The sequence below is a fragment of the Rhodococcus koreensis genome (genome assembly GCF_900105905.1).
Classification (GTDB): Bacteria; Actinomycetota; Actinomycetes; order Mycobacteriales; family Mycobacteriaceae; genus Rhodococcus_F; species Rhodococcus_F koreensis.
In genome coordinates, this window is sequence record NZ_FNSV01000001.1 from 160,603 (window position 1) to 181,729 (window position 21,127).

Here is a 21,127-nt window from a genome sequence, read left to right on the forward strand (position 1 = left end):
CGCACATCAGTCCCACCATCGTGTCGCGTGATTCGACATACCGATCCCACTGCTGACATCCACTGTCGACCGATACAGAAGCGGCCCCGGAAACTGAGCATCCCGGGGCCGCCTCTTCCTGTCACATGGAACGACACGGCCACATCAGTTGTACGAACGCAGCAGCCCGCGGCTGATGATCTGTTTCTGAATGTCGCTGGTGCCCTCACCGATGAGGAGGAACGGTGCCTCCCTCATGAGGCGTTCGATCTCGTATTCCTTGGAATAGCCGTAGCCGCCGTGGATCCGGAAGCTGTCCTGCGTCACCTCCGAGCAGAACTCGCTCGCCAGGTACTTGGCCATCCCGGCCGCGACGTCGTTGCGTTCTCCGGAGTCCTTGAGCCGCGCCGCATTCACCATCATCAGGTGTGCCGCCTCGACCTTGGTCGCCATCTCCGCGATCCGGAAGGCGATCGCCTGGTGTTCGGCGATCGGCGAACCGAACGTCTCCCGAGTCTTCGCATATTTCACGCCGAGTTCGAACGCGCGCTGTGCGATCCCGCACGCGCGGGCGGCGACGTTGACGCGGCCGACCTCGACGCCGTCCATCATCTGCCGGAAGCCGCGGCCCGGGTCGCCGCCGAGGATCGTCTCTGCCGCGGCCTGGTAGCCGCTGAACACCATCTCGGTGGTGTCGATGCCCTTGTAGCCCATCTTGTCGATCTTCCCGGGGATCGTGAGCCCGGGCAGCACCTCGCCGAACCCGGCGGGCTTCTCGATGAGGAACGCGGTGAGGTTGTCGTGGGGCTTCGCCGCACCCTCCTCGGTGCGGACCAGCACCGCCACCAGCGTCGACGACCCGCCGTTGGTCAGCCACATCTTCTGGCCGTCGATCACGTAGTTGCCGTCCGCTGCCCGGGCCGCCTTGGTCCGGATGGCGGCGACGTCGGAACCCAGTTCGGGCTCGGACATCGAGAACGCGCCGCGCACTTCACCTGTCGCCATGCGCGGCAGGTAGTGGGCCTTCTGTTCGGGTGTGCCGTGATTGGCGATCATGTGTGCCACGATGAAATGGGTGTTGATGACCCCGGACACGCTCATCCAGCCCCGCGCGATCTCCTCGACGCACAGTGCATAGGTGAGGAGGGATTCCCCGATTCCGCCGTACTCCTCGGGGATGGTGAGCCCGAACAGGCCCATCTCCTTCATCTGCTCGACGATCGCCGTCGGGTACGAGTCGGAATGTTCGAGCTCCTGCGCCTGCGGAATGATCGCCTTGTCCACGAACTCTCGAACCGCCGAGACGATCTCGCCCTGGGTGTCCGTGAGCCCGGCGGTCTGCGCCAGTCGTGTCATTGTTCCACCTGTCCCGTATTCATCATTTCTCCGTACGCTGCTCGGCGTGCACGTCGTTCAGACGGTCGCGCAACGCGGACCGCAGGACCGCACCCCGTGGGGACGGGGGCAACTCGTCGACGAAGACCACCTCGCGCACCTTCTTGTACGGCGGCACCGTGGCCGCCACGAACTCGATCAGTTCCTCGGCGGTGATGCGAGCCGTGGCTTCCGCCACCACGAATGCGACAGGCATCTCCCCGACCCCGGGAACGGAACGGCCGACCACCACGACATCGAGAATGCCTCGTCGCGACAGCAACAGCTGTTCCAATTCGTGCGGATCGACGGTGTAGCCCTTGTAGAGGAGTGCGTCCTCGGGTCTGCCAACCATGTCGAATATCGAGTTCCACCTCGCCGGGAAACTTCATTGTTCGCGAATATGCCCCGGACAATTCCTCCGGACGCTGACACCTATTGAAGTCCCTCGGACCAACGTGGTCAAAGACGCTGAAGGAAACCGACGGTTGCCCTCTCCCTATGAATCGTAACCAACTTCAGGCCAACGTATTTCGCTAATACGCGTGCACTTGACACGGACGTCCGGTTGCCGGATATTCCACGTCATGGCTGGACGTGAAGTGAGTGCCTAGAACTTCAAGAAACATCCAGCGACTGATCATCGGCGGCGGCCTCGGCCGCGAAGCGAAGAAAGCACTCTGAGCCCATGTACGAAGCAGTGATCTGTGAACCCGTCCGCACCCCCGTCGGGGGATTCGGCGGCATGTACCGTGACATCCCCGTCACCACCCTCGCATCGACGGTGTTGAAGGGCCTGATCGAGAGGACGTCGATCACGTCCGACGACATCGACGACGTCATCTTCGGTCAGGGCTACGCCAACGGCGAGGCTGCGGCCATCGGCCGGATCGCTGCGCTCGACGCCGGCCTCGACGTCACCGTGCCCGGCATCCAACTCGACCGCCGCTGCGGCTCCGGGCTGCAGGCGGTCATTTACGCGGCCATGCAGGTACAGACCGGGATGAGCGATCTGGTGATCGCGGGTGGTGCCGAGTCGATGAGCCAGACCGAGTTCTACAGCACCGGAATGCGCTGGGGCGTCAAGGGTGCGTCGGTGGAATTCCGCGACCGGTTGGCCAAGCCCCGCACCAACTCCGGCGGCGTCAACTTTCCCGTCGAGGGCGGCATGATCGAAACCGCGGAGAACCTCCGGCGCGAGTACTCGATCAGCCGCGAGGAGCAGGACGCGTACGCCGCCGAATCCCACGCGCGTGCGATCCGCGCCCAGGACGGCGGCCTGTTCGACGCCGAGACGATCCCGGTGACGGTGCCGGGCAAGCGCGGGAAGTCCGACGTCGTCGTCACCACCGACGAGCACCCGCGCCGTGATGTCACGGCGGAGTCGTTGTCGGCGTTGCGGCCGATCCGGTCCCGCATCGACCCGGAGGCGACGGTGACCGCAGGCAACGCGTGCGGTCAGAACGACGCCGCCGCCGCCGCGATCGTGACCACCCCCGAGAACGCCGAACGACTGGGCCTGCGCCCGTTCGCCCGGCTCGTCAGCTGGGGCGTCGCCGGAGTGGAGCCGAACCGCATGGGCATCGGCCCGGTCCCCGCCGTCGACAAGGCCCTCACCCGGGCGAAACTCACCCTGAACGACATCGATCTCCTCGAGATCAACGAGGCGTTCGCAGCACAGGTGCTGGCGTGCGCGCGGGAGTGGAAGTTCGACGAGTCCGACATGCGAGACCGGTTCAACGTCAACGGATCCGGAATCTCCCTCGGTCACCCCGTCGGCGCCACCGGCGGTCGCATCCTGGCCAATCTGCTCCGTGAACTGGACCGCCGCCAGGCCCGCTACGGCATCGAGACGATGTGCATCGGCGGTGGGCAGGGCATCGCGGCCGTGTTCGAGAACGTCAACAGCTAACCCTTCCCGGCCAGCGGTAATCGTGGTACGGCTCCAGCCTGACAGCGACAGGTACTGACTCGGTGCAGGTCGGTGGGATGCACCCCCGGACCTGCACCGCCGTACTCACGCTGTCCCGCCCCACCTACAGGCAGTTCCGGACCCCCGCACTTCCACTCGATCGGCGCCGTTTCTCGAAGACAACCATCACACGGTGGATCCGAATAGTCCGTGCTCAATCCGCGCTGTGACCAGCGAAAACGTGTCTGGTTAGGTTTCCTGCCGACATTGGACACTCGACACCCCACCGACACGAAATCTGGAAACCCGACAGGGAGACGTGGAAGCTACAACTGCTGCGCTACCTAAACGGTGTTTCTGCCCCGATGTCCTGACTCAGTGAATCTGATGCCGCCGACCTGCGGTGCGTCAGATTGTCTGAGCCGCAATGATCGACTTCGCCTCACTGAATCTGATGCGCGTGGAAGTTGTTGGCGTGCCGCCCGACCGATTGCACGTGGCCTAAGTCCCGACGAACGAGGACGTCGACCGCGACCAGGGGACCAAACAGACCAGGTAGTTGTCCACCGCGTTGCTGCTGGAGTGCCGGGTCGGTGTGCCAAATAACCTGTCCAACGATCGAAAATCGTCGGTCCCCGTGCGCGTCACGTCAGTGACGTTGTCCAAACGTGGATGACCGGCCGGAACCGTCCTCGCGTGGGGATGAGGGTCCGGACCTGCGGCGATGACAGGGCAGCGAGCGCGGTCGGGGCTTTTCATGAGGGCGGTCTTCAGTGGCTGGACAAGCCCATAGGCACGATTGAACAGAAAGGTTGTCAATTGGACAACCCGCCTGTCACTTCACATCAGATCTGCTGAGTCGGCATCAGATGCGCGGAGCCGGGACACCCGACTCCGAGTCACTCATGGTTTGTGCGCACTTGGCGATGATAATTTCAGTTATCGCAGCTATCTCCGGGAACTGCGACGTCAGCGTGTTTTTGCTCTGCGGAGTGTCGGTGCGCTCGGATACCCTGCGCCGGTGACGATCGAACCGGTGAATGAGGGCCCGAGCGGCTCGGTAACAGCTTCTTCCAGCACGGAGCCGGTGGTCCCGGAGGACGTGGCGGCGCGGATCGCCGGTGCCGTGCAGCGGTCGCGGGCGGAGAACACCCGCCGCGCCTATGCCTCGGACTGGGATCGTTTCGTCACGTGGTGTTTCTCGCACGGGCGCAACGCGTTGCCGGCGCATCCGATGGTGGTGGCCGCGTATCTGATCGACGCGGCCGACACGCTCACCGAGGACGGCGAGCGCGCCTACGCCCCGGCGACGCTTTCGCGGTGGGTCGCAGCCCTCGGGCATCACCACCGCCGCGCCGGTCACTCCGCTCCTGGCAGTCACGAGGTCGTCGCGGCCACCCTGTCCGGAATCCGCCGCGACTACGCCGCCAACGGGGACCGGCCGCGGCGGCAGGCTGCGCCGCTACTGGTCGACGACCTCGTCACCATCGTCACCGCCGCCCGGCAGGCTGTTACCGGGTGGGCGTCGGAGGTCCTCGAGCGCCGCGACACCGCCCTACTGCTGATGGGATTCGCCGGGGCGTTCCGCCGTGGTGATCTCGCCGACCTGGTCTGCGGGGACGTGAGCATGCACCGACTCGACGGGGTGCATGTTCGGTTGCGGCGGTCCAAGACGGACCAGGAGGGCGAGGGTGCCACACGGGCGTTGCCGTTCACCGTCTCCCACACCAGTTGCCCGCCCTGTGCCTGGTTGCGGTGGGTACAGGTGCTCGCGGCCCACGACACCTACGGCCGGCCCGGGGTGATCCGGCTGCTGCGCAACGCCCCGCCGTTCGACGGGCACGTCTGCAAGGGCGCGGTGCCGCGCACCGCTGTTCGGGCACCGTTATTCCGGTCGATCCGCAAGAACGGCAACCTCTCCGAGACCGGACTCTCGGGTTCGGCGGTGCCCTGGGTGATCCGTCGCCGCGCCGAACAGGCCGGATACGACGAGAACGTCGTCGCTCAGCTCGGTGGGCACTCACTGCGCGCCGGGTTTGTCACCCAGGCGGTCCGCAACGGCCGGAATGCACAGGCGATCATGCGCCAAACCGGGCACTCGACCGCTGCGATGATCGAGGTCTATACCCGCGAGAACGCCCCACTGATCGCCAACGCCGTCACCGACATCGGCCTCTGACACCGGAACTGAGCGGAGTTGCATCTGCTAAACGCAGTCGTATCCGAGCGTCAGCCCTCCGGTGCGTGCGGTTCCTGACCCTCACCATTCGTGTCGGATAGCGGCCTTACCCTCCTGGTAACAACACCCAGGAGGACGCGGAGGGCGAGCACTGTGGCAGTCGTAGACGACGTACTTTCGCTTCCCGGACTGCCCGCACACCCGGCGGTAGCGGGGGCCGAGCAACTCGCCCTGCTCGGCCAGCCGCAGCCGATCCGAATCCCCGAACGGCTATGGCGGTCCTGGCTCGACGATCCCTCGGTCGTCGCCCGGTTCGTCGCCAAATGCTATCGGCGAGAAGCAGACCGATGCACCGCCTGGCTGGGCAGTGTCTCCTCCACCGGGCACGGATCTTTTCGGGCCGCGAGTCTGCCCGGCACATCTCGCCGTGGCACCGTGCCCGCGCACCTGTTCGCGTACCAGCTCGAATACGGGGTCATCCCGCGGCTGGGGTGGTCCGGCGCCGACGACGCCGTGCTGTGCCATCAGTGCGACTTCGCCGGCTGCGTCAACCCCCAGCACATGCGCCTGGGCACCAACGCCGTCAACCGCACCGAGTACTACCTGCGGCGGCGCAACCTCGCCAGTCCCCTCGCCGACGTCCGCGGCCAGGCCGGGCGCACCCGTGCCATCGCCACCGCGATCCGGAATGGCCTGGCCAGCGGCGACAATGCGGACAGCATCGAACAGCGGATCAGAGGCGCCGAAGCGGCGGGATTGCCCCTCACCCTCTGGTGACTGGCCGAACCTGAGGCAGCCTCGCTCCGGATCCCCAGCCCGGCTAATGGCCCGTCGGCTATCCGGCGAATGGTCGTGGATCTGGGTACTGAGGCAGGCGAGGCGTGGGGTGCAGTCAGCACCAAGACGGCAAGTTACCTTGCAGACCGCCGAGCGGCAAGGTAACTTGGAATAATGCAATCGGAGCCGGTCATCGCCGAGAGCGCCTACAAGCACGGGATCGACTCCGCAGACATGGTGCATGCGTTCAACAACGCGATCACCGCGTTCGATCTCGGCGAGGGGTTCATCATGCTCGTCGGACCAGCGCTCGACGCGACGTTGCTGGAGATCGGTTACGTCACCAGCACCGACGCCCACGTGATCGTCCACGCCATGAAGGCCCGACCAAACTACCTGAGGTGATGACAATGCCACGCACAACGAAGGACATCCTCGCGCACGCCGACGAACTCGCGAAGCGGTTCGAGGACTACGAACCCCGAGAGGGGGACCGCCGGGACCCGGCCGCGCTTGCCGAGCTTCGCGCCGCGGTGGTCGCCCGCGCCGAAGCCGAGCGTCAGCTCGTCGACCACATCGTCGCGGCCCGCAAGCACGGCCTGCCCTGGTCGACGATCGGCGCCGAGGTCGGCACGTCCGGGGAGGCAGCCCGTCAGAAGTATGGTCCGCTGCTCGCCTCCTGAACGGGCACTTCGATCCCCGGGTTGGGGACGGTGGTCAGCCACCACTCGCGCCGCGGCGGCAGCTTGTGCGCGGGCGATGGCGCCCCTGATTGCGCCGGACCGGTCTGAACCACGAGAACCCTCAGCGCCGAAGGGCCTTCGTCGTATGTGGGCACGCAAGGCTGGAAACCGCTGGGTGGGGCTGCCTACAGGGGTGCTTACCCCCCGGAGACCTCCTACACGAACCACTTCCCTCGGCTACTGCGTCGGGCACCCGGATTATGTCGGTGCCGGATCCGTCGATGCAACCGCGACCGTGGGCCGGCCGAAGACGGAGCCCCACCTGGGCGATCTGAGCCGGACGCGACGCGAGCCACAGGCCTCGTCGTCCGGCGAGTAATCCTGCAGCTCACTTCCAATCCCACCGCAATGAGATTGCTACACCAGGACCATAGCAACCCGGCGGGAATCGGCTACGCCGACACCGCAAGCACTGAAGGTACGAACGCATTCCACGACCGCAGACGAGTCACAGAAGAGACGGCGCTCCATCACGGGTTGCGGTCGCACCGTGCTGTGTCCGACAGGTTCGGCATGATTCCAGAATGCATCTCGCCCCCGCCCGGACCCTTCGCCGCCCGATCCCGCACGGCCTACGGGGTCGGAGACCGACGGGCGGACGGCACGGACAGAGCGTGGCGAGAGGCCCGAACACCGCATGGACCGGGCGTCTCAGCACGTGTGGGGATTGTTCACCGACTGGTGCACGGCCGTCGGCCTCGCATCGCTGCCGGCCGACCCGGTGACCGTGGCGATGTTCCTCGGCGAGCACCCCACTGCCCCGGGAACGCAACGGCGCCGGGTCGGCGTGATCAACGCCGTGCACCGCCGAGCCGGCCTGCCGCAACCGGGGCGCAGTGAACTCGTCCGCGACCTGCTCGATGCCGGGCGCACGGCAAGGCGTGAGCGCGCTGCGGCGGCAATCGCCAATCGAATAGTGCAGCTGCCGCTCACCGGATCGCCGGCCGGTCTCTTCGGGCGCCGCGACGCCCTCCTCCTCGCCCTCGCCGCCACATTGCGCTTCGAGCAGATCGCCCGACTGCGCCGAAACCAGGTCAGCGTCCACGTCGATACGTTGTTGATCCACCTCGACGAGGATGGCCCCCGCCGACTCGATCTGCCGACCACAGATGTGGTCGCGGTTTACCACGGGTGGCTCGAGGTCCTGGGTTTCCTCGACCGCTACCCCAGCACCTCATTGCTGGCGCAGTCCCTGGGCCGGGGTGCGGACCTGACCGCGCACGCGGCGACGGCTCGCCGGGACGATCGACCGCTGTTGACCCCGATCGATCGATGGGGCCACACGCCGTACGTCGCGACCGCACTGACCGGGCAGTCCGTCGCCACCGTCGTCCGGGCCCACTTGACCGGCCATGCGCCCACCCATGAACGGGTGCACCGACAACCTGCTACGACCCAGGAGACGCCTGCGCCGACCAAGGTGCACGACATCATCCTCGACAGCGACTACTACGAGCGCGGCATTCGCGCTCGCGCGAATGCGCACACCACGATGAGCGGTGTCACCGACGTTCTCGGTGACATCGAGGACCGCGCCGACCAACTCCTGGCCGACCTGCTCTCCATCCTCGAAGCGGACTGAATTCCGCATGTCCGTTTTGTCTGTTGTTTACCGCGGTAAACATGTAGGTTCTCGTCGCACTTTTCGGTGGATGGTTCCGCCACCAGGGAATGTGCTGAGGTTTCTCACCGATTTTGCGGCTGGGATTCTCACCGATTTTTCGCTTTCTTCGGTCATTGAAGCTGCTGCCCGGTTGAGCCAAGCCGCGACGCGTCCGGCCGCAGGCCGTTGACCTGGAGATTCCTCCTGCCCGCCCAGAGCCGGCGCAGAGCGTCCGAAAAGTCGATGAGAAGGACGAAAAGAAGAATGAGAACCTACAAAACAACAGACAAAACGGACATGCGAGCGGCGAATTGGCGCTGTCCTGACTCAGTGAAGGTGGCGACGACTCAGTGAATCTGGCGAGCGCGGTCGATCATCTGACGGACGGCTCAGCGAACCTGGCGAATCCGAGGTGCTCACCCGCGATCCGGGAATGAATCGAGGCACCGAGTTCCGCGCTCGCCAGATTCACTGATTCCGAAGTCGCCGTGGTGGCTCAATAGACCTGGCGAACAGCAGATGCGGCGTCTGGGTTCTCGCCAGATCCACTGAGTCGGGACAGGCGCCCGGCTCGGTACATCCGATGCCGCCTCGGTCGACCTGACGCGGCCGAGGGTCTATCTGATGCCTGGCTCAGTGAATCTGATGCCGGGCCGGTGGCCACGGTCGGTCAGCGCCCGGGGGTCTTGTGCCGGGCAAGCACGGCGAGAGCGCCGTCGGCAGTGAACAGCATTCGCATCTCGAGGCCGGTCGGGTACGCCCTGATCGCGGTCGGGTGCAGCGTCAGGTCGGGAGGAGCAGCCCGGGGACTCGGGGCAGAACTCGGGGGCGTGGGCTTGCGGACCCCGGTGGTCGGGGCCGACACCGCCGGCCACCCGCTGCGGCATACCCCGGATCCATAGATTGCGGGTCCCCCGCCGCCATCCACACGCCACGCCCGGAGCGCCACCAACCACTATCTCCGGCCGATCCGTGATTTGAGTGTGCCAATCTGAAGTGGCCCCATCTGGAGCCGTAGTGCTGGCTTGAAGTGGCCCCACCCTCGACCGACCAGACCCTACCGTTCGTGTCGTCTGCCAAGGCGATCACGAGAGGGCGAGGGGTTGAAGGAGAGATCGAGAGTGGAGCAGTTCGAACGTATCCGACGCGATGCCCGGGATGAAGGGATGTCGATCCGGGCGCTCGCCGACAAGCACCGGGTGCACCGGCGCACTGTGCGTCAGGCGCTCGCCGACGCGACGCCGCCGACGCGGAAGACCCCGGTGCGTGAGGCGCCGGTGCTGGGCCGGTACGAGGCCACGATCCGGCGCTGGCTGGTCGAGGACCTGGACGCACCGAGGAAGCAGCGACATACCGCGCGCCGGGTCTGGCAGCGGCTGATCGACGAGGAGGGGGCCAGCGTGGCCGAGTCCAGTGTCCGTGCCCTGGTGGCCCGGTTGCGCACCGAGATCAGTCCCGGGCAGTCGGTGATGGTGCCGCAGACCCATCCGCCGGCTCAGGAGGCGGAGGTCGACTTCGGGGAGTTCACCGCGGTGATCGCCGGGGTGGTGATGAAGCTGTTCATGTTCTGCCTGCGGCTGTCGCACTCGGGCAAGGCGGTCCACGTCGCCTATGCCAACCAGTCCCAGGAATCGTTCCTGGACGGCCACGTCCGGGCGTTCGAGGCGCTCGGCGGGGTGCCGGTCGGGATGATCCGCTACGACAACCTCAAGCCCGCGGTGATCCGGGTCGCCCTCGGCCGGGAACGGTTCGAGCATCCCCGGTTCATCGCGCTGCGCTCGCACTACGGCTACGACTCGTTCTTCTGCGCTCCCGGAATCGAGGGGGCGCACGAAAAGGGTGGGGTCGAGGGCGAGATCGGCCGGTTCCGCCGCCGGCACCTGACCCCGGTCCCGCACGTGGGATCGCTGGCGGCGCTCAACGAGGCGCTGGCCGCCGCGGACGCGCGCGACGACGCCCGCCGGATCGGGGCTCGCGCCGAGACCGTGGGCGCGGCCGCGGCACGGGAGATGCCGCTGCTGCGGCCACTGCCGGACGAGCGTTTCGACGTCTCCGCCGCACTGTCGTGCCGGGTCGATGCCAAGGCAAGGGTCTGTGTCCGGCAGTCCTACTACTCGGTGCCGGCCCGGTTCGCCGGCCGCCGTCTCGAGGTTCGCTTGGGCGCCACCACCATCCGCATCCTGGCCCCGGGCAGCACCGGACACGTGGTCGCGACCCACACCCGCTCCCTGCGCAAGGGCTCCGAGGACCTGGTGTTGGATCACTACCTGGAGGTCCTCACCCGCAAACCGGGGGCCCTGGCCGGGGCGACCGCACTGGCCTCGGCCCGCGCCAGCGGTGCATTCACCGCTGTCCATCAACGATTCTGGGAGGCCGCTCGCACCGGACTCGGGGACGCGGCCGGAACCCGGTCGCTGGTCGGGGTGCTGCTGCTGCACCGCACCCTGCCCGCCGACGCCGTCACCGCCGGCATGCTCGCCTCGCTCGGGATCGGCAACTTCGATCCCGATCTGGTCGCGGTCGAGGCCCGACGCTCGATGTTCACCCACACCGTCCCGACACCGGTTCCCTTGCCCGATAACGCCGCCCACGAGCGCTCCGCCCCCTCGCTGGCCGGCTACGACCAACTCCTGAACGGAGCAACCGCATGAGCGCCACACCCACGGCGGTGACCGCGCTGACCGATCACGCCGCCGAGGCCGCCATCCACGCCGCCTGCCGGGCCCTGGCCCTGCCGACCGTGCGGGCCCAAGCCCTCCCGATCGCCGAGGCCGCGGTCAAACAACGCCTGTCCCACCAGGCGTTCCTCGCCGAAATCCTCACTGCCGAATGCGACGAACGCGACGCCCGCCGCCGAATCCGCCGGGTCAACGAAGCCAAGTTCCCACGCACCAAGAGACTCACCGACTTCGACGTCTCCCGGGTGCCGGACCTCCCCCCGGCCACCCTCGCCCATCTGGCCGGCGGCAACTGGATCGACGCCGGCGAACCCCTCGTCCTCCTCGGCGACTCCGGCACCGGAAAGACGCACCTGCTCATCGCACTGGGCACCGCCGCCGCCGAACAAGGCCGCCGAGTCCGCTACGTCACCACCGCGGCCCTGGTCAACGAGCTGGTCGAGGCCGCCGACGACAAACACCTCTCCCGAGTCCTGGGCCGCTACGCACGCCTGGACCTGCTCTGCCTCGACGAGGTCGGCTACGTCACCCTCGACCCCCGCGGCGCCGAACTGCTGTTCCAGATCATCACCGCCCGCGAGGAACGCGCCTCCATCGCCTGCGCCTCCAACGCGCCCTTCAGCGAGTGGGGAGCCACCTTCACCGACCCACGCCTGGCCGCCGCCGTCGTGGACCGACTCACCTTCAACGCCCACATCATCCAGACCGGAACCACCTCCTACCGCCTGAGCACCAGCCGAAAGAAGGGAGCCAACACCTGACCCCCACCGGGCCCACCACCCGGTGACCGAACACCAGCAGGGTGGGGCCAAATCAGAGCAGCACAGTGGGGCCAAATGGGGTTGTCATTTGATTTGCCGATAGCGCTGCCGATCGCCGGTCTCGGCCACTAGCGTCGAGCAGTGGCACCAGATGAGGTGGGATGTGCGGTGACTGCGGGACCTGCGGTCCCCGAGACCGGTGTGCTGACTGCCACGGACCCTGAATGGGATTGCGCGTGTGCGCGGTTCGCGGTGATCGCCCCGTTGGCCGCGCTGGAGGTGATCGGCCACGCCGCGGCCGATGAGGCAGCAGCGAAGCTGGGATTGTCACGCCGGCAGGTATATGCGCTGGTGCATCGACTCCGGACGGGAGCGGGCACGGTCACCGATCTGCTCCCTGGCCGCTCGTCCGGCGGCCGCGGAGCGCGCCGCCTGCCCGAGACGGTGGACGAGGTGATCGCCGACCACCTGACGAGGATGTACCTCAAACGCCAGAAGCCTTCCGTGGCAGTCGTCTATCGGGCCATCGTAGGTGCCTGCGTGCGGCAGCAGTTGCCGGTGCCGGCCCGCAACACGGTGGCGGCGCGCATCGCTGCATTGCATCCGGGTGAGGTCGCCCGAAAGCGGGAGGGTACCGACTCCCCCGCCGCGCGCAGCCGGAGGTCCGCTGGCGGCACCGTCCCGAGTATCGGTACGCCGCTCGAGCAGGTGCAGATCGATCACACCGTGGTTGATGTGATGGTCGTCGACGAACGCGATCGACAACCCATCGGGCGGCCCTACCTCACGGCTGCGATCGACGTGTTCAGCCGGTGTGTGCTGGGCTTGGTCCTCACCCTCGAGCCGCCGTCCGCGGTATCGGTGGGACTGTGTCTCGGGCAGGTGTGTTGCGACAAACGGCCCTGGCTCGACAGCCTCGGCGTCGGCGAGCAGATGACCTGGCCCATGAGCGGAAAACCGCGTCACCTGTACCTCGACAACGCGGCCGAGTTCCACAGCGAAGCACTGCACCGCGGCTGCCAACAGCACGGCATCGACCCCAACTACCGGCCACTCGGCCGCCCGCACTACGGCGGCATCATCGAACGCCTCATCGGCACCGCCATGACCCGGGTACACGAGCTGCCCGGCACCACCTTCTCCAATCCCACCGACCGCGGCAGCTACGACTCCGAGAACACCGCGGCACTGACCCTGACGGAGCTCGAACGCTGGCTGACCCTGGCAGTCGCGTCGTATCACGGCACCGTCCACACCGGACTTGGTCAAACCCCCGCCGGGCGGTGGGCGGACGGCATCGCGGCCCTGCCCGCTCCCCCACCGGTGTCGGCGAACCGGGCGGTGTTCCTGCTCGACTTCCTGCCGGTGCTGCGGCGCCGACTGACCCGCACCGGATTCGTCGTCGACCACATCCACTACTTCTCCGCCGCCCTCAAGCCGTGGATCGCGCGCCGAGAACAGTGCGGCAAGTTCGTCCTCCGCCGCGACCCCCGCGATCTCAGCCGCATCTGGGTGCTCGACCCGGACGGCACCACCTATCTTGAGGTGCCCTACCGCACCCTGTCCCGACCGCCGATCACCCTGTGGGAACACCGTGCCGCGATCACCCGCCTGCGCGAGCGAGGCCGCACCGAAGTCGACGAAGCGGCGCTGTTCCAGATGCTCGACACGATGCGTGAGATCACCGCCACCGCACGCAAAGCCACCCGCACAGCCCGCCGCAACACCGAACGCCGCCGCCACCTGCGCCCACCCGTACCCGCTGCCCGGATGCCACCACCACCAGACCCTGATCCCACCTCCGGAGCGGGCGTCCCGGTGGCCGTGTTCGACGACATCGAGGAATGGTGAGAGATGGTCGACACCGCGGCACCGGAAGATTTCGACCACCTGCACGCACCGGTCCGTCCGGTCGCTGCCCTACCGGCCGAGGAGCGGATCCGGCACATCCGCGCCGAACGGTGGATCGGCTATCCCCGCGCCCGCGCAGCCGTGGAGCAACTCGACATCCTGTTGCACTGGCCGGCCCGGCAACGAATGCCGAACCTGCTCATCATCGGGCCGACCAACAACGGCAAGTCGATGATCGTCGAGAAATTCCGCCGCCGGCATCCGCCGGTCAGCGGCGACGACGCCGAACAGATCCCCGTCCTGTGTGTGCAGATGCCCTCGGACCCCTCGATCAGCCGGTTCTACGTCGCGGTGCTCACCGCCCTCGGAGCCCCGCTGCGCCCGCACCGGCGGATCGCCGAACTCGAACAGCTCACCCTCACATTGCTGCGCCGCACCGGAGTGCAGCTGCTGGTGATCGACGAGATCCACAACATCCTCGCCGGCCGTGACAACGTCCGCCGCGAATTCCTGAACCTGCTCCGCTATCTCGGCAACGAACTGAAAATCCCCCTCGCCGGCGTCGGCACCCGGGACGCGTATCTGGCGATCCGCACCGATGACCAACTCGAGAACCGGTTCCTGCCGATCTCCCTGCCACCGTGGGGTGATGACCCGGACACCCGGTCCCTGCTGGCCAGCTTCGCCGCCAGCTATCCGTTGCGCGGCCGCTCGCATCTGAGCAGCGACGAGATGACCGGGTACCTCCTTTCCCGTTGCGAGGGCACCATCGGTGAGCTCGCGATGCTGTTGACCGCGGCCGCCGTCGCCGCCGTGGAAACCGGGGAGGAAGCGATCAACCACCGCACCCTGACCGTTGCCGACTACACCGGTCCGAGCGACCGCCGCCGCCAGTTCGAACGCGAACTGCTGTGACCCGCACGGGGAAATGGCCGCTGCACCCGCCACCCCAGCCGGGGGAAGCGCTCTCCTCCTGGCTGTACCGAATCGCGCAGTTGCATTCCCTGAGCCTCGACGAACTCCTCGAACACGACCTCAGTCACCGCGGGCTGACCGCGCGAGAACTCGATGACGACCCACCACCGGCCTTGCTCGACACCATCGCCGACCGCAGCGGCGTCCCCCTGGATCGGCTGCGCCCGATGAGCCTGGCCGGATGGGCGCCGTGGCTGCTCGACAATCCCGACCCGGACCGTTGTTCGTTTCCCACCTACGTCCATCAACTCTCGGTCCTGCTCCCCACCGATCGGCGCGATCCAGCCGTCCGCGCCCCCACCTCTGCTCGGTGGCGGCCCTGGGTGAACGTGAACCGTAGTTATCGCGCATGCCCGGACTGCGTCGCGCCGTCTGGGCCGTGGTCGATCCCCCTGGTCGGGCAGCTGCCGCTGACACTCGGCTGCCCCGCTCACCACCGCCGGCTCGAATCCTGTAACACCATCCCGCACCCGCTGGCGCGCTGGGAAACTGCCTCACTGGTCACCCGGGCGACCACCGCACCCGAAGCCGCCCTGGACGCACTCATCGCCCAGGCGCTGGGCGCGGGCACCGTCACCCTGTCGCGGCGGGCGGTGCACGCCGCGGTGTGGTTCCGCATGCTGCGAACGTTGCTCGACGAACTGTGCACCCCGTTTCGCGCCGCCGGACCCGGCGGCGATGACCTGCGCCGCATCTGGACCAGCGTCGGCCGCAGACCCCATCGGGTATTGACCACCACCTTCGAAGAACTGGACTGGGCGACGCAGGCACACCTGCTCGCCGCGGCCGCCGTCGCGATCGACCTGCTCGCCGCCGGAACGATCACCGCGCGAGGCACCCACGGGCACCTGCTGTGCCCCTGGCCGTCGACGACCGTCTTCGGCGGCCGGCCCACCCGCCACCCGTCACCATCCCGATCGGTGCACCCGGTGACCGGCGACGAGACCGCGGCACTGTGGGCGCGCGTGCGCTCGAGCATGGAAGCAGCGATCGCGGCGGCCCGGCAGGACCCCGCGGCCGCGCAGGCACTGTTCACGCTCGCCCGCAACGGATGTCGCACCGAGGCCGCGGTGCTGCGGTTGCGCACGGCGTTCGCCCAGCACGGCATTTCCCTCCCTGTTCCCGACACCACCCCCACCCAGCCGGAAAACGCCCACTCACCGGGTTAGATTGGCGCCATGAAATCCGCGTCCGCGCACGCCCGCCGCAGTCCCTGCCGCACCGCGCACGACGTGCACACCCGGTTGGCGACCGGGGCGAAAACGGTGGTCCTCGACAGCCCGCCCGAGACCACCGTCGAACTGCGCGACCTCCCCGACGGCCTCACCCTGCGCGTCGAAGGCTCCTCCCGAGTGCAGATCACCGACACCACCGACCGGGCCGAGCAACACGCCCCGGCGATCGTGATCACCGGCGCCGCCCACGCCCAACTCTTCGGCCACACCCGCGCCCACGCGTACACCACCGCCACCGTCGACGCCTTCGATCACACCCGGGTCACCGCACACAACCGCGCCGCCATCTCCGCCGTCGACCACGCCCACGTTTCCGCCGGCGAAAACACCACCGTCTACGCCTACGACCACGCCGCCGTCCACGCGCACGGCGACGCGCAGGTACACGCCACCGACAGCACCCGCATCGTGCTGCACGGCAACGCACACGCCGCGGCCGCACGTGGTGTCACCATCTTCGGCCCCGCCCGGGGCAACGTCACGGTCGCCGCCAGATAGCGCGACACACCGACCACCTCACCACTCCGGCCAATGTCCGTTTTGTCCGTTGTTTACCGCGGTAAACAAACCAAACCGATTGGTCTTGTTTGTTCACCGCGGTAAACAAGCGACGCACAGCACTCTGCAAGTCGCCCCCGACAATGGCATTGGCGGTGCGGCCCGGGGCTCGAACGGCATTTCGAGTGTCGCGTCGGCTGCGTCAGGCGCGTGTCGAGCCGGCGAGACCTTGTCGAAGTGATACCGCGCAAACCGGCATCCGCGACGCTGGCGCGCGGCCAACGACGGTCGGCCCGATACCTCGCGCTCAGCCTGCATGACACCCCGCGTGTCGGCACCGTTCCACCGCCGCGGTGCCGTACCGTGCATACCCGTCCGAAGTAGCCCACACCAGGTGGGTGAAGCAAACGGAAAGGGTCCCATGACCATTCATGTCCTTCTCAATCAGAAGGGTGGCGTCGGCAAAAGCACCCTCGCCGTCAATCTCGCCGCCGTCACCGCCGACGTTCTCAACCAGGACGACGACCCCGACGCCACCTCCCCTGTTGCCGCGGTCTCCGTCGACCCGCAGGGCTCTGCGATCTGGTGGGCCGACCGTCTCGACAACCTGCCGTTCCACGTCGTCCAGGCGCACGACGACCTCAACGGACTACGCCAGTTGGGTCAGCTGCCCGGCATCCGCCATGTCTACGTCGACACCCCCGGCTGGATCGACCTCAACGCCGCCGACGACACCTCCGACCCGCTCGGCCGCGGGCCGGCCGCCGACGCCCTGCGGACGGTCCTCGAGGTCGCCGATCACGTCATCGTGCCGATCGAAACCGAACCACTCTCGTTCGACCCGACCGCCCGCACGATCCGAAAGATCCTCGAGCCCCGCGGCATTCCCTACAGCGTGGTGATCAACAACTGGGATCCTCGCGACGGCAAACTCGACCTGGAGGAGACTAAGGACTTCGTCCGAGCGAACAAGTGGCCGCTCGCCAAGACGGTCATCCGGCATTACAAACTGCACACTCGGGCCAGCGCCGACGGTCTGGTCGTAACGGAGTACCCGGCCAACCGGGTAGCGCTCCAGGCCCGCGAGGACTTCTACCGGCTCGCCCTCGAGCTGCGGATCGACGGTGGTCGGTGATGGCACGCGGCACTCGTACCAACCTGGCAACCCTCGCCGGTGCCGTTGGTGACAACTCTCCCGTCGACCGGCCCACCCCGCCCATGACACCGACCAGTGCTCCGTTGAGCGAGCTGGCGCCCAACCCGCGAAACCCGCGCGATGACCTCGGCGACCTCAACGATCTGGCCTCCATTACCGGCACCCAACTCCAACCCGCCCTGGTGGTCACCCGGGACGCCTACCTGCGGCTGTATCCGGAGGACGAAACCGAGATCGGGCTGGCGCGGTGGGTGGTGATCAACGGCTGTCGGCGCCTCGCCGCAGCCGCTAACTTCGGCCGCCCCAACCTCGACATCGTCGTCAAGGACGAGGTCGCCAAGGACCGTGTCACCCTGCTCGCCGCGGCGGTCATCGAAAACGTCGGCCGCCGCGACTTCGACGTCATCGAAGAGGCCAAGGCCGTCGAGCTCCTCATCAGCGAGTGTGGGACCGTCGACAAGGCAGCGATGAAGCTCGCCAAGTCCAAGGGGTGGATCTCCCAACGGCGGTCTCTGCTCCAACTCAACCCCGAACTCCAAACCGCCTTGCGCAATGGCGAACTCGCGATACGCACCGCCCGCTCACTCGCGCAGGTCCCGCCGGAGGAACAAGTTGAGGCCTGGAACACCGAACGGCAGCGTCAAAGCCAAGGCGCTGAGTCGGATTCCGCTTCCACTGACGACGGTCGCGGGCCAGCGGAACGGGCGCCGGTGACCGCAGCGAAGGTCACCCGCACCTTCCGACGCCTGGATGCCGACCCCGCAATTCTCGCGGAAGCGCTGGTCGAGTACCTCGACGGCGATGGCCTTCGCGCCCTTCTCGCCGCGCTTACCCAACGAACCTGACCAAGCCTGCAAGCGCACTCACCCCGGGAAATGTCGGTTTTGTCTGTTGTTTACCGCGGTAAACAACAGACAAAACGGACATTCGCTGCTCAGTACCTATTGTCCGACTAGGGAACACACAACGGGGGGACGCGTCAATCCACCACCCCTTCAACGCCGAGGTGGTGGTCAAATCACAGGTCGGTGATCCCGCATCGAACAACCCTGACCGGACGCACCGGAAGAGCGCATTCCGGGACGATCCGGCGTGCAGCCGTCAGCGAGCGTAACGATATGAAATGAATTACCCGATACGATTTCGCCATGGGCGAGCGTAAGCCGGGTAGACCCCGGGAGTATCCGTCGGACGCCGACCGGGTTCGGGCCTGGCGCGCCAGGCAGAAGGAGAAGACTACCCAGGCCGCGCCGGACACCCCGGAGACACCGCCGGATCCGGCCGAGGCTGCGGCCACGCTCACTCAGGCCCTGCCGCTACTACGGCAGGAAGCCGGTGACGCCGTAGCGAAGCTGTCCGCGGTCGCCGACCGGATTACCAGCGCCGTCGACCGTCTCGGAGATCCCGCCGCCATCGATGCGCACCTGCGCCGCGCCCAGGTAACCGCGGACAAAGTGCGGGCCGACGCCGCCGCCGAACTCGAGCAGCTCCGCGACCAACTCGACACAGCGCTCGACGACCGAACCAACGCCGACGCCGCCGCCCAGGCCGCCGAGCGGACGGCAGAGGAATCCGCCGCCGAATTGGCCGACGCCCGGCGTCAGCACACCGAGCAGGTGCGCGCGCTGACGGCCGCCCACGAGGAGGAGATTGCCGAGCAGCATCGCCTCGTCGAATCCCTGCGTACCCGGGCGACCGAGCGCGAGAACGAGATTGCCCTGGTCCGCAAGGAAGCGGACCGCGCCTCCGCGGCCGCCGCGGCGACGATCGACCGCCTCGAATCGGACCTCCACGACGCTCGATCCGCGGCGCAGGCCGAACGCGCCCGCGTGGACGAAGTCCGCGACGAACTCGCCACCACCAAAGCCGATCTCGCGACCGCCCTGGCGCAAGCAGCTGCCGCCCGTGAACGAGCCGAAGAGCTACGTGCCGATCTCGCCGACGCTCGCAGCCGCGCATAGACGAGAACGTCCCGCGGCGAGCGCCGGGTCCGGTGGCGGGGCCCCGGGCCGTGCTGTCCGGTGGCAGTGTTCGACGAGATCGACGCACAAGTGGCTACCCCGCCCGTCCCCGTGCAGTCGAGTATTGATGCAGTGCAGCCGACTTCTGAGACTGACAGACAGGCCGGAGCTCGCCGCCGTCATCGACCACCTGCGCCCCGGCGACACCCTGACCGTGTGGCGGCTCGACCGCCTCGGCCGCTCGCTTCCGCACCTCCTCGAGATCGTCGCCCAGCTCGAATCCGGCGGCATCGGATTCAGATCGCTCACCGAGGAAATCAACACCACCACCCCGGGAGGAAGGCTGGTTTTCACCATCTTTGCCGCGCTCGCCGAGTTCGAAAGAAACCTACTGCGGGAAAGAACATTTGCGGGATTGGAAGCTGCTAGGAAGCAAGGACGCAGCGGTGGCCGACCGCCCGCGCTCGACGGACAGCAGAAGGCGATCGCCCGCACGATGAAAGGCGCAGGCGTCTCGATGACCGCGATCGCACAAACCCTTGGAGTGGCCAGATCGACGCTGTATCGCACCCTTGACAAGAGCTAGTGCGCTGGCCATAAACGTTCACCGGTCAGGCCGCGGCTGCGCTGGCCCGTGGTCGGCCCCAGCGTTGTTGGCGTTCGCTGCGGACGGGGGCACGTTCTTGGCGTTGTGCTGCCAGGACATCAGGGTGGCGGGCGTTGACGTTGCGGCCAGCGCAGGTAGTAGTCCCGCAGGCGTCGGGCCAGAACGGTGTGGTTGGGGTCGTTCGAATCGCCCATCACGAAGGTACACAACGGCCCGAACTGGGCCCTCGATCGCCCAGGACGCGTTGGTCGGCGTGAAACATAGTTCGACGTTGTTTCCGCGCCCAGGAACGGATCTGGGCGTCTTGTTCGCAGAAAGGGGACATACCGCCGGATTCTCAGCGGTGTGTCACCCACCCCGGCTATGTTCGTGGTCAACGCACTAGATTTGGACGATGCGGTCTGTTCAACGGATTAACGACGGGAAGCTATCGCGCCGGCCGCCCGTTTGCCCAGAATCTTGTCGGTGGCGTGACGGTCGATTTGATCGAACGTGAGGCTCGTTTCGGGACGTGTCAGGCGAGTCATGTCCTCTGGCGAAGGCTGCGGCACTTCGAGGGCCACCTGCCGGGCGTCCTCGATGTCGATATTCTCGAATGCCCACACACTCGTGGTGTCTTCTCGCCAGTAGTCCTCGGTCAGATACCAGTTGGCGATGAACCACAAGCCGTTCGGCATCAATGTCCAGACCTTGCGGGCGTCGATCCCACGCGCGCCAGGCCGTGTGATGGCCAACCATTCCAAGCTATCGTCGGCAACCCGAGTTACTCGCCAGTATTCCCAGCCGCTACTCGCCATCATTTCTCCTCATATTTGGAATACAGCCCGTGGGTCTCGGG

The 21,127-nt window shown here is 67.0% G+C and carries 19 protein-coding genes; 16 read left to right on the forward strand and 3 right to left on the reverse strand.

From position 1 onward, the window contains the following. Nucleotides 1–144: 144 nt before the first annotated feature. Complete coding sequence (locus BLV94_RS00695) at nt 145–1,335, reverse strand: acyl-CoA dehydrogenase family protein (RefSeq protein ID WP_072948766.1); 1,191 nt, start codon at nt 1,333–1,335, stop codon at nt 145–147. A 22-nt stretch (nt 1,336–1,357) separates the two neighbouring features. Then, nucleotides 1,358–1,708, reverse strand: a complete 351-nt coding sequence (locus BLV94_RS00700) for an AMP-binding enzyme (RefSeq protein WP_072948768.1) — start codon at nt 1,706–1,708, stop codon at nt 1,358–1,360. Between the two features lie 333 nt (nt 1,709–2,041). On the opposite strand from BLV94_RS00700, the gene BLV94_RS00705 reads away from it, so the two are divergent. The 16 genes from BLV94_RS00705 (at nt 2,042) to BLV94_RS00780 (ending at nt 20,268) form a co-directional block, all read left to right on the forward strand. Beyond that, the gene (locus BLV94_RS00705; RefSeq protein ID WP_072948769.1) at nt 2,042–3,265 is read left to right on the forward strand and encodes an acetyl-CoA C-acetyltransferase; all 1,224 of its coding nucleotides are present in this window, start codon (nt 2,042–2,044) and stop codon (nt 3,263–3,265) included. Between the two features lie 1,021 nt (nt 3,266–4,286). After that, nucleotides 4,287–5,444: a site-specific integrase gene (locus tag BLV94_RS00710; RefSeq protein WP_072948771.1), complete on the forward strand. Its 1,158-nt coding sequence runs from the start codon at nt 4,287–4,289 to the stop codon at nt 5,442–5,444. 153 nt (nt 5,445–5,597) lie between these two features. After that, nucleotides 5,598–6,221 (forward strand): hypothetical protein, encoded by a 624-nt coding sequence (locus tag BLV94_RS00715; RefSeq protein WP_072948773.1) that lies wholly within the window; start codon nt 5,598–5,600, stop codon nt 6,219–6,221. Between the two features lie 174 nt (nt 6,222–6,395). After that, entirely contained in the window at nt 6,396–6,626 is a 231-nt protein-coding gene (locus tag BLV94_RS00720) for a hypothetical protein (protein WP_072948775.1), read from the forward strand. Nucleotides 6,627–6,631: 5 nt separating this feature from the next. Next, complete coding sequence (locus BLV94_RS00725) at nt 6,632–6,904, forward strand: hypothetical protein (protein WP_083395401.1); 273 nt, start codon at nt 6,632–6,634, stop codon at nt 6,902–6,904. 697 nt (nt 6,905–7,601) lie between these two features. Beyond that, the gene (locus tag BLV94_RS00730) at nt 7,602–8,546 is read left to right on the forward strand and encodes a hypothetical protein (RefSeq protein ID WP_072948779.1); all 945 of its coding nucleotides are present in this window, start codon (nt 7,602–7,604) and stop codon (nt 8,544–8,546) included. Between the two features lie 1,187 nt (nt 8,547–9,733). Next, entirely contained in the window at nt 9,734–11,218 is a 1,485-nt protein-coding gene (istA, locus tag BLV94_RS00735) for an IS21 family transposase (RefSeq protein ID WP_072948785.1), read from the forward strand. After that, on the forward strand, nt 11,215–12,006 hold the full coding sequence (istB, locus tag BLV94_RS00740) for an IS21-like element helper ATPase IstB (protein WP_072948787.1): 792 nt from the start codon (nt 11,215–11,217) through the stop codon (nt 12,004–12,006). The genes istA and istB overlap by 4 nt, the downstream gene beginning before the upstream one ends. A gap of 168 nt (nt 12,007–12,174) precedes the next feature. Continuing rightward, the gene (locus BLV94_RS00745) at nt 12,175–13,857 is read left to right on the forward strand and encodes a Mu transposase C-terminal domain-containing protein (RefSeq protein WP_072948789.1); all 1,683 of its coding nucleotides are present in this window, start codon (nt 12,175–12,177) and stop codon (nt 13,855–13,857) included. Nucleotides 13,858–13,860: 3 nt separating this feature from the next. Next, complete coding sequence (locus BLV94_RS00750) at nt 13,861–14,772, forward strand: TniB family NTP-binding protein (protein WP_072948790.1); 912 nt, start codon at nt 13,861–13,863, stop codon at nt 14,770–14,772. After that, a complete protein-coding gene (locus BLV94_RS00755) occupies nt 14,769–16,001 on the forward strand; it encodes a TniQ family protein (protein ID WP_072948792.1) in 1,233 nt (410 codons plus the stop codon). The genes BLV94_RS00750 and BLV94_RS00755 overlap by 4 nt, the downstream gene beginning before the upstream one ends. Nucleotides 16,002–16,010: 9 nt before the next feature. Then, nucleotides 16,011–16,565: a hypothetical protein gene (locus tag BLV94_RS00760; RefSeq protein ID WP_072948793.1), complete on the forward strand. Its 555-nt coding sequence runs from the start codon at nt 16,011–16,013 to the stop codon at nt 16,563–16,565. 421 nt (nt 16,566–16,986) lie between these two features. Beyond that, nucleotides 16,987–17,700 (forward strand): ParA family protein, encoded by a 714-nt coding sequence (locus BLV94_RS00765; RefSeq protein ID WP_072948795.1) that lies wholly within the window; start codon nt 16,987–16,989, stop codon nt 17,698–17,700. Continuing rightward, nucleotides 17,700–18,566, forward strand: a complete 867-nt coding sequence (locus BLV94_RS00770; protein WP_072948797.1) for a ParB/RepB/Spo0J family partition protein — start codon at nt 17,700–17,702, stop codon at nt 18,564–18,566. The genes BLV94_RS00765 and BLV94_RS00770 overlap by 1 nt, the downstream gene beginning before the upstream one ends. A gap of 303 nt (nt 18,567–18,869) precedes the next feature. Further along, nucleotides 18,870–19,682, forward strand: coding sequence for a coiled-coil domain-containing protein (locus tag BLV94_RS00775; protein WP_072948798.1), 813 nt, complete (start codon nt 18,870–18,872; stop codon nt 19,680–19,682). A 214-nt stretch (nt 19,683–19,896) separates the two neighbouring features. Next, entirely contained in the window at nt 19,897–20,268 is a 372-nt protein-coding gene (locus BLV94_RS00780) for a recombinase family protein (protein WP_371851609.1), read from the forward strand. Nucleotides 20,269–20,702: 434 nt separating this feature from the next. Here the strand turns inward: BLV94_RS00780 and BLV94_RS00790 are convergent, their stop codons facing one another. After that, complete coding sequence (locus tag BLV94_RS00790) at nt 20,703–21,086, reverse strand: hypothetical protein (RefSeq protein ID WP_072948848.1); 384 nt, start codon at nt 21,084–21,086, stop codon at nt 20,703–20,705. Between the last annotated feature and the right edge of the window lie 41 nt (nt 21,087–21,127).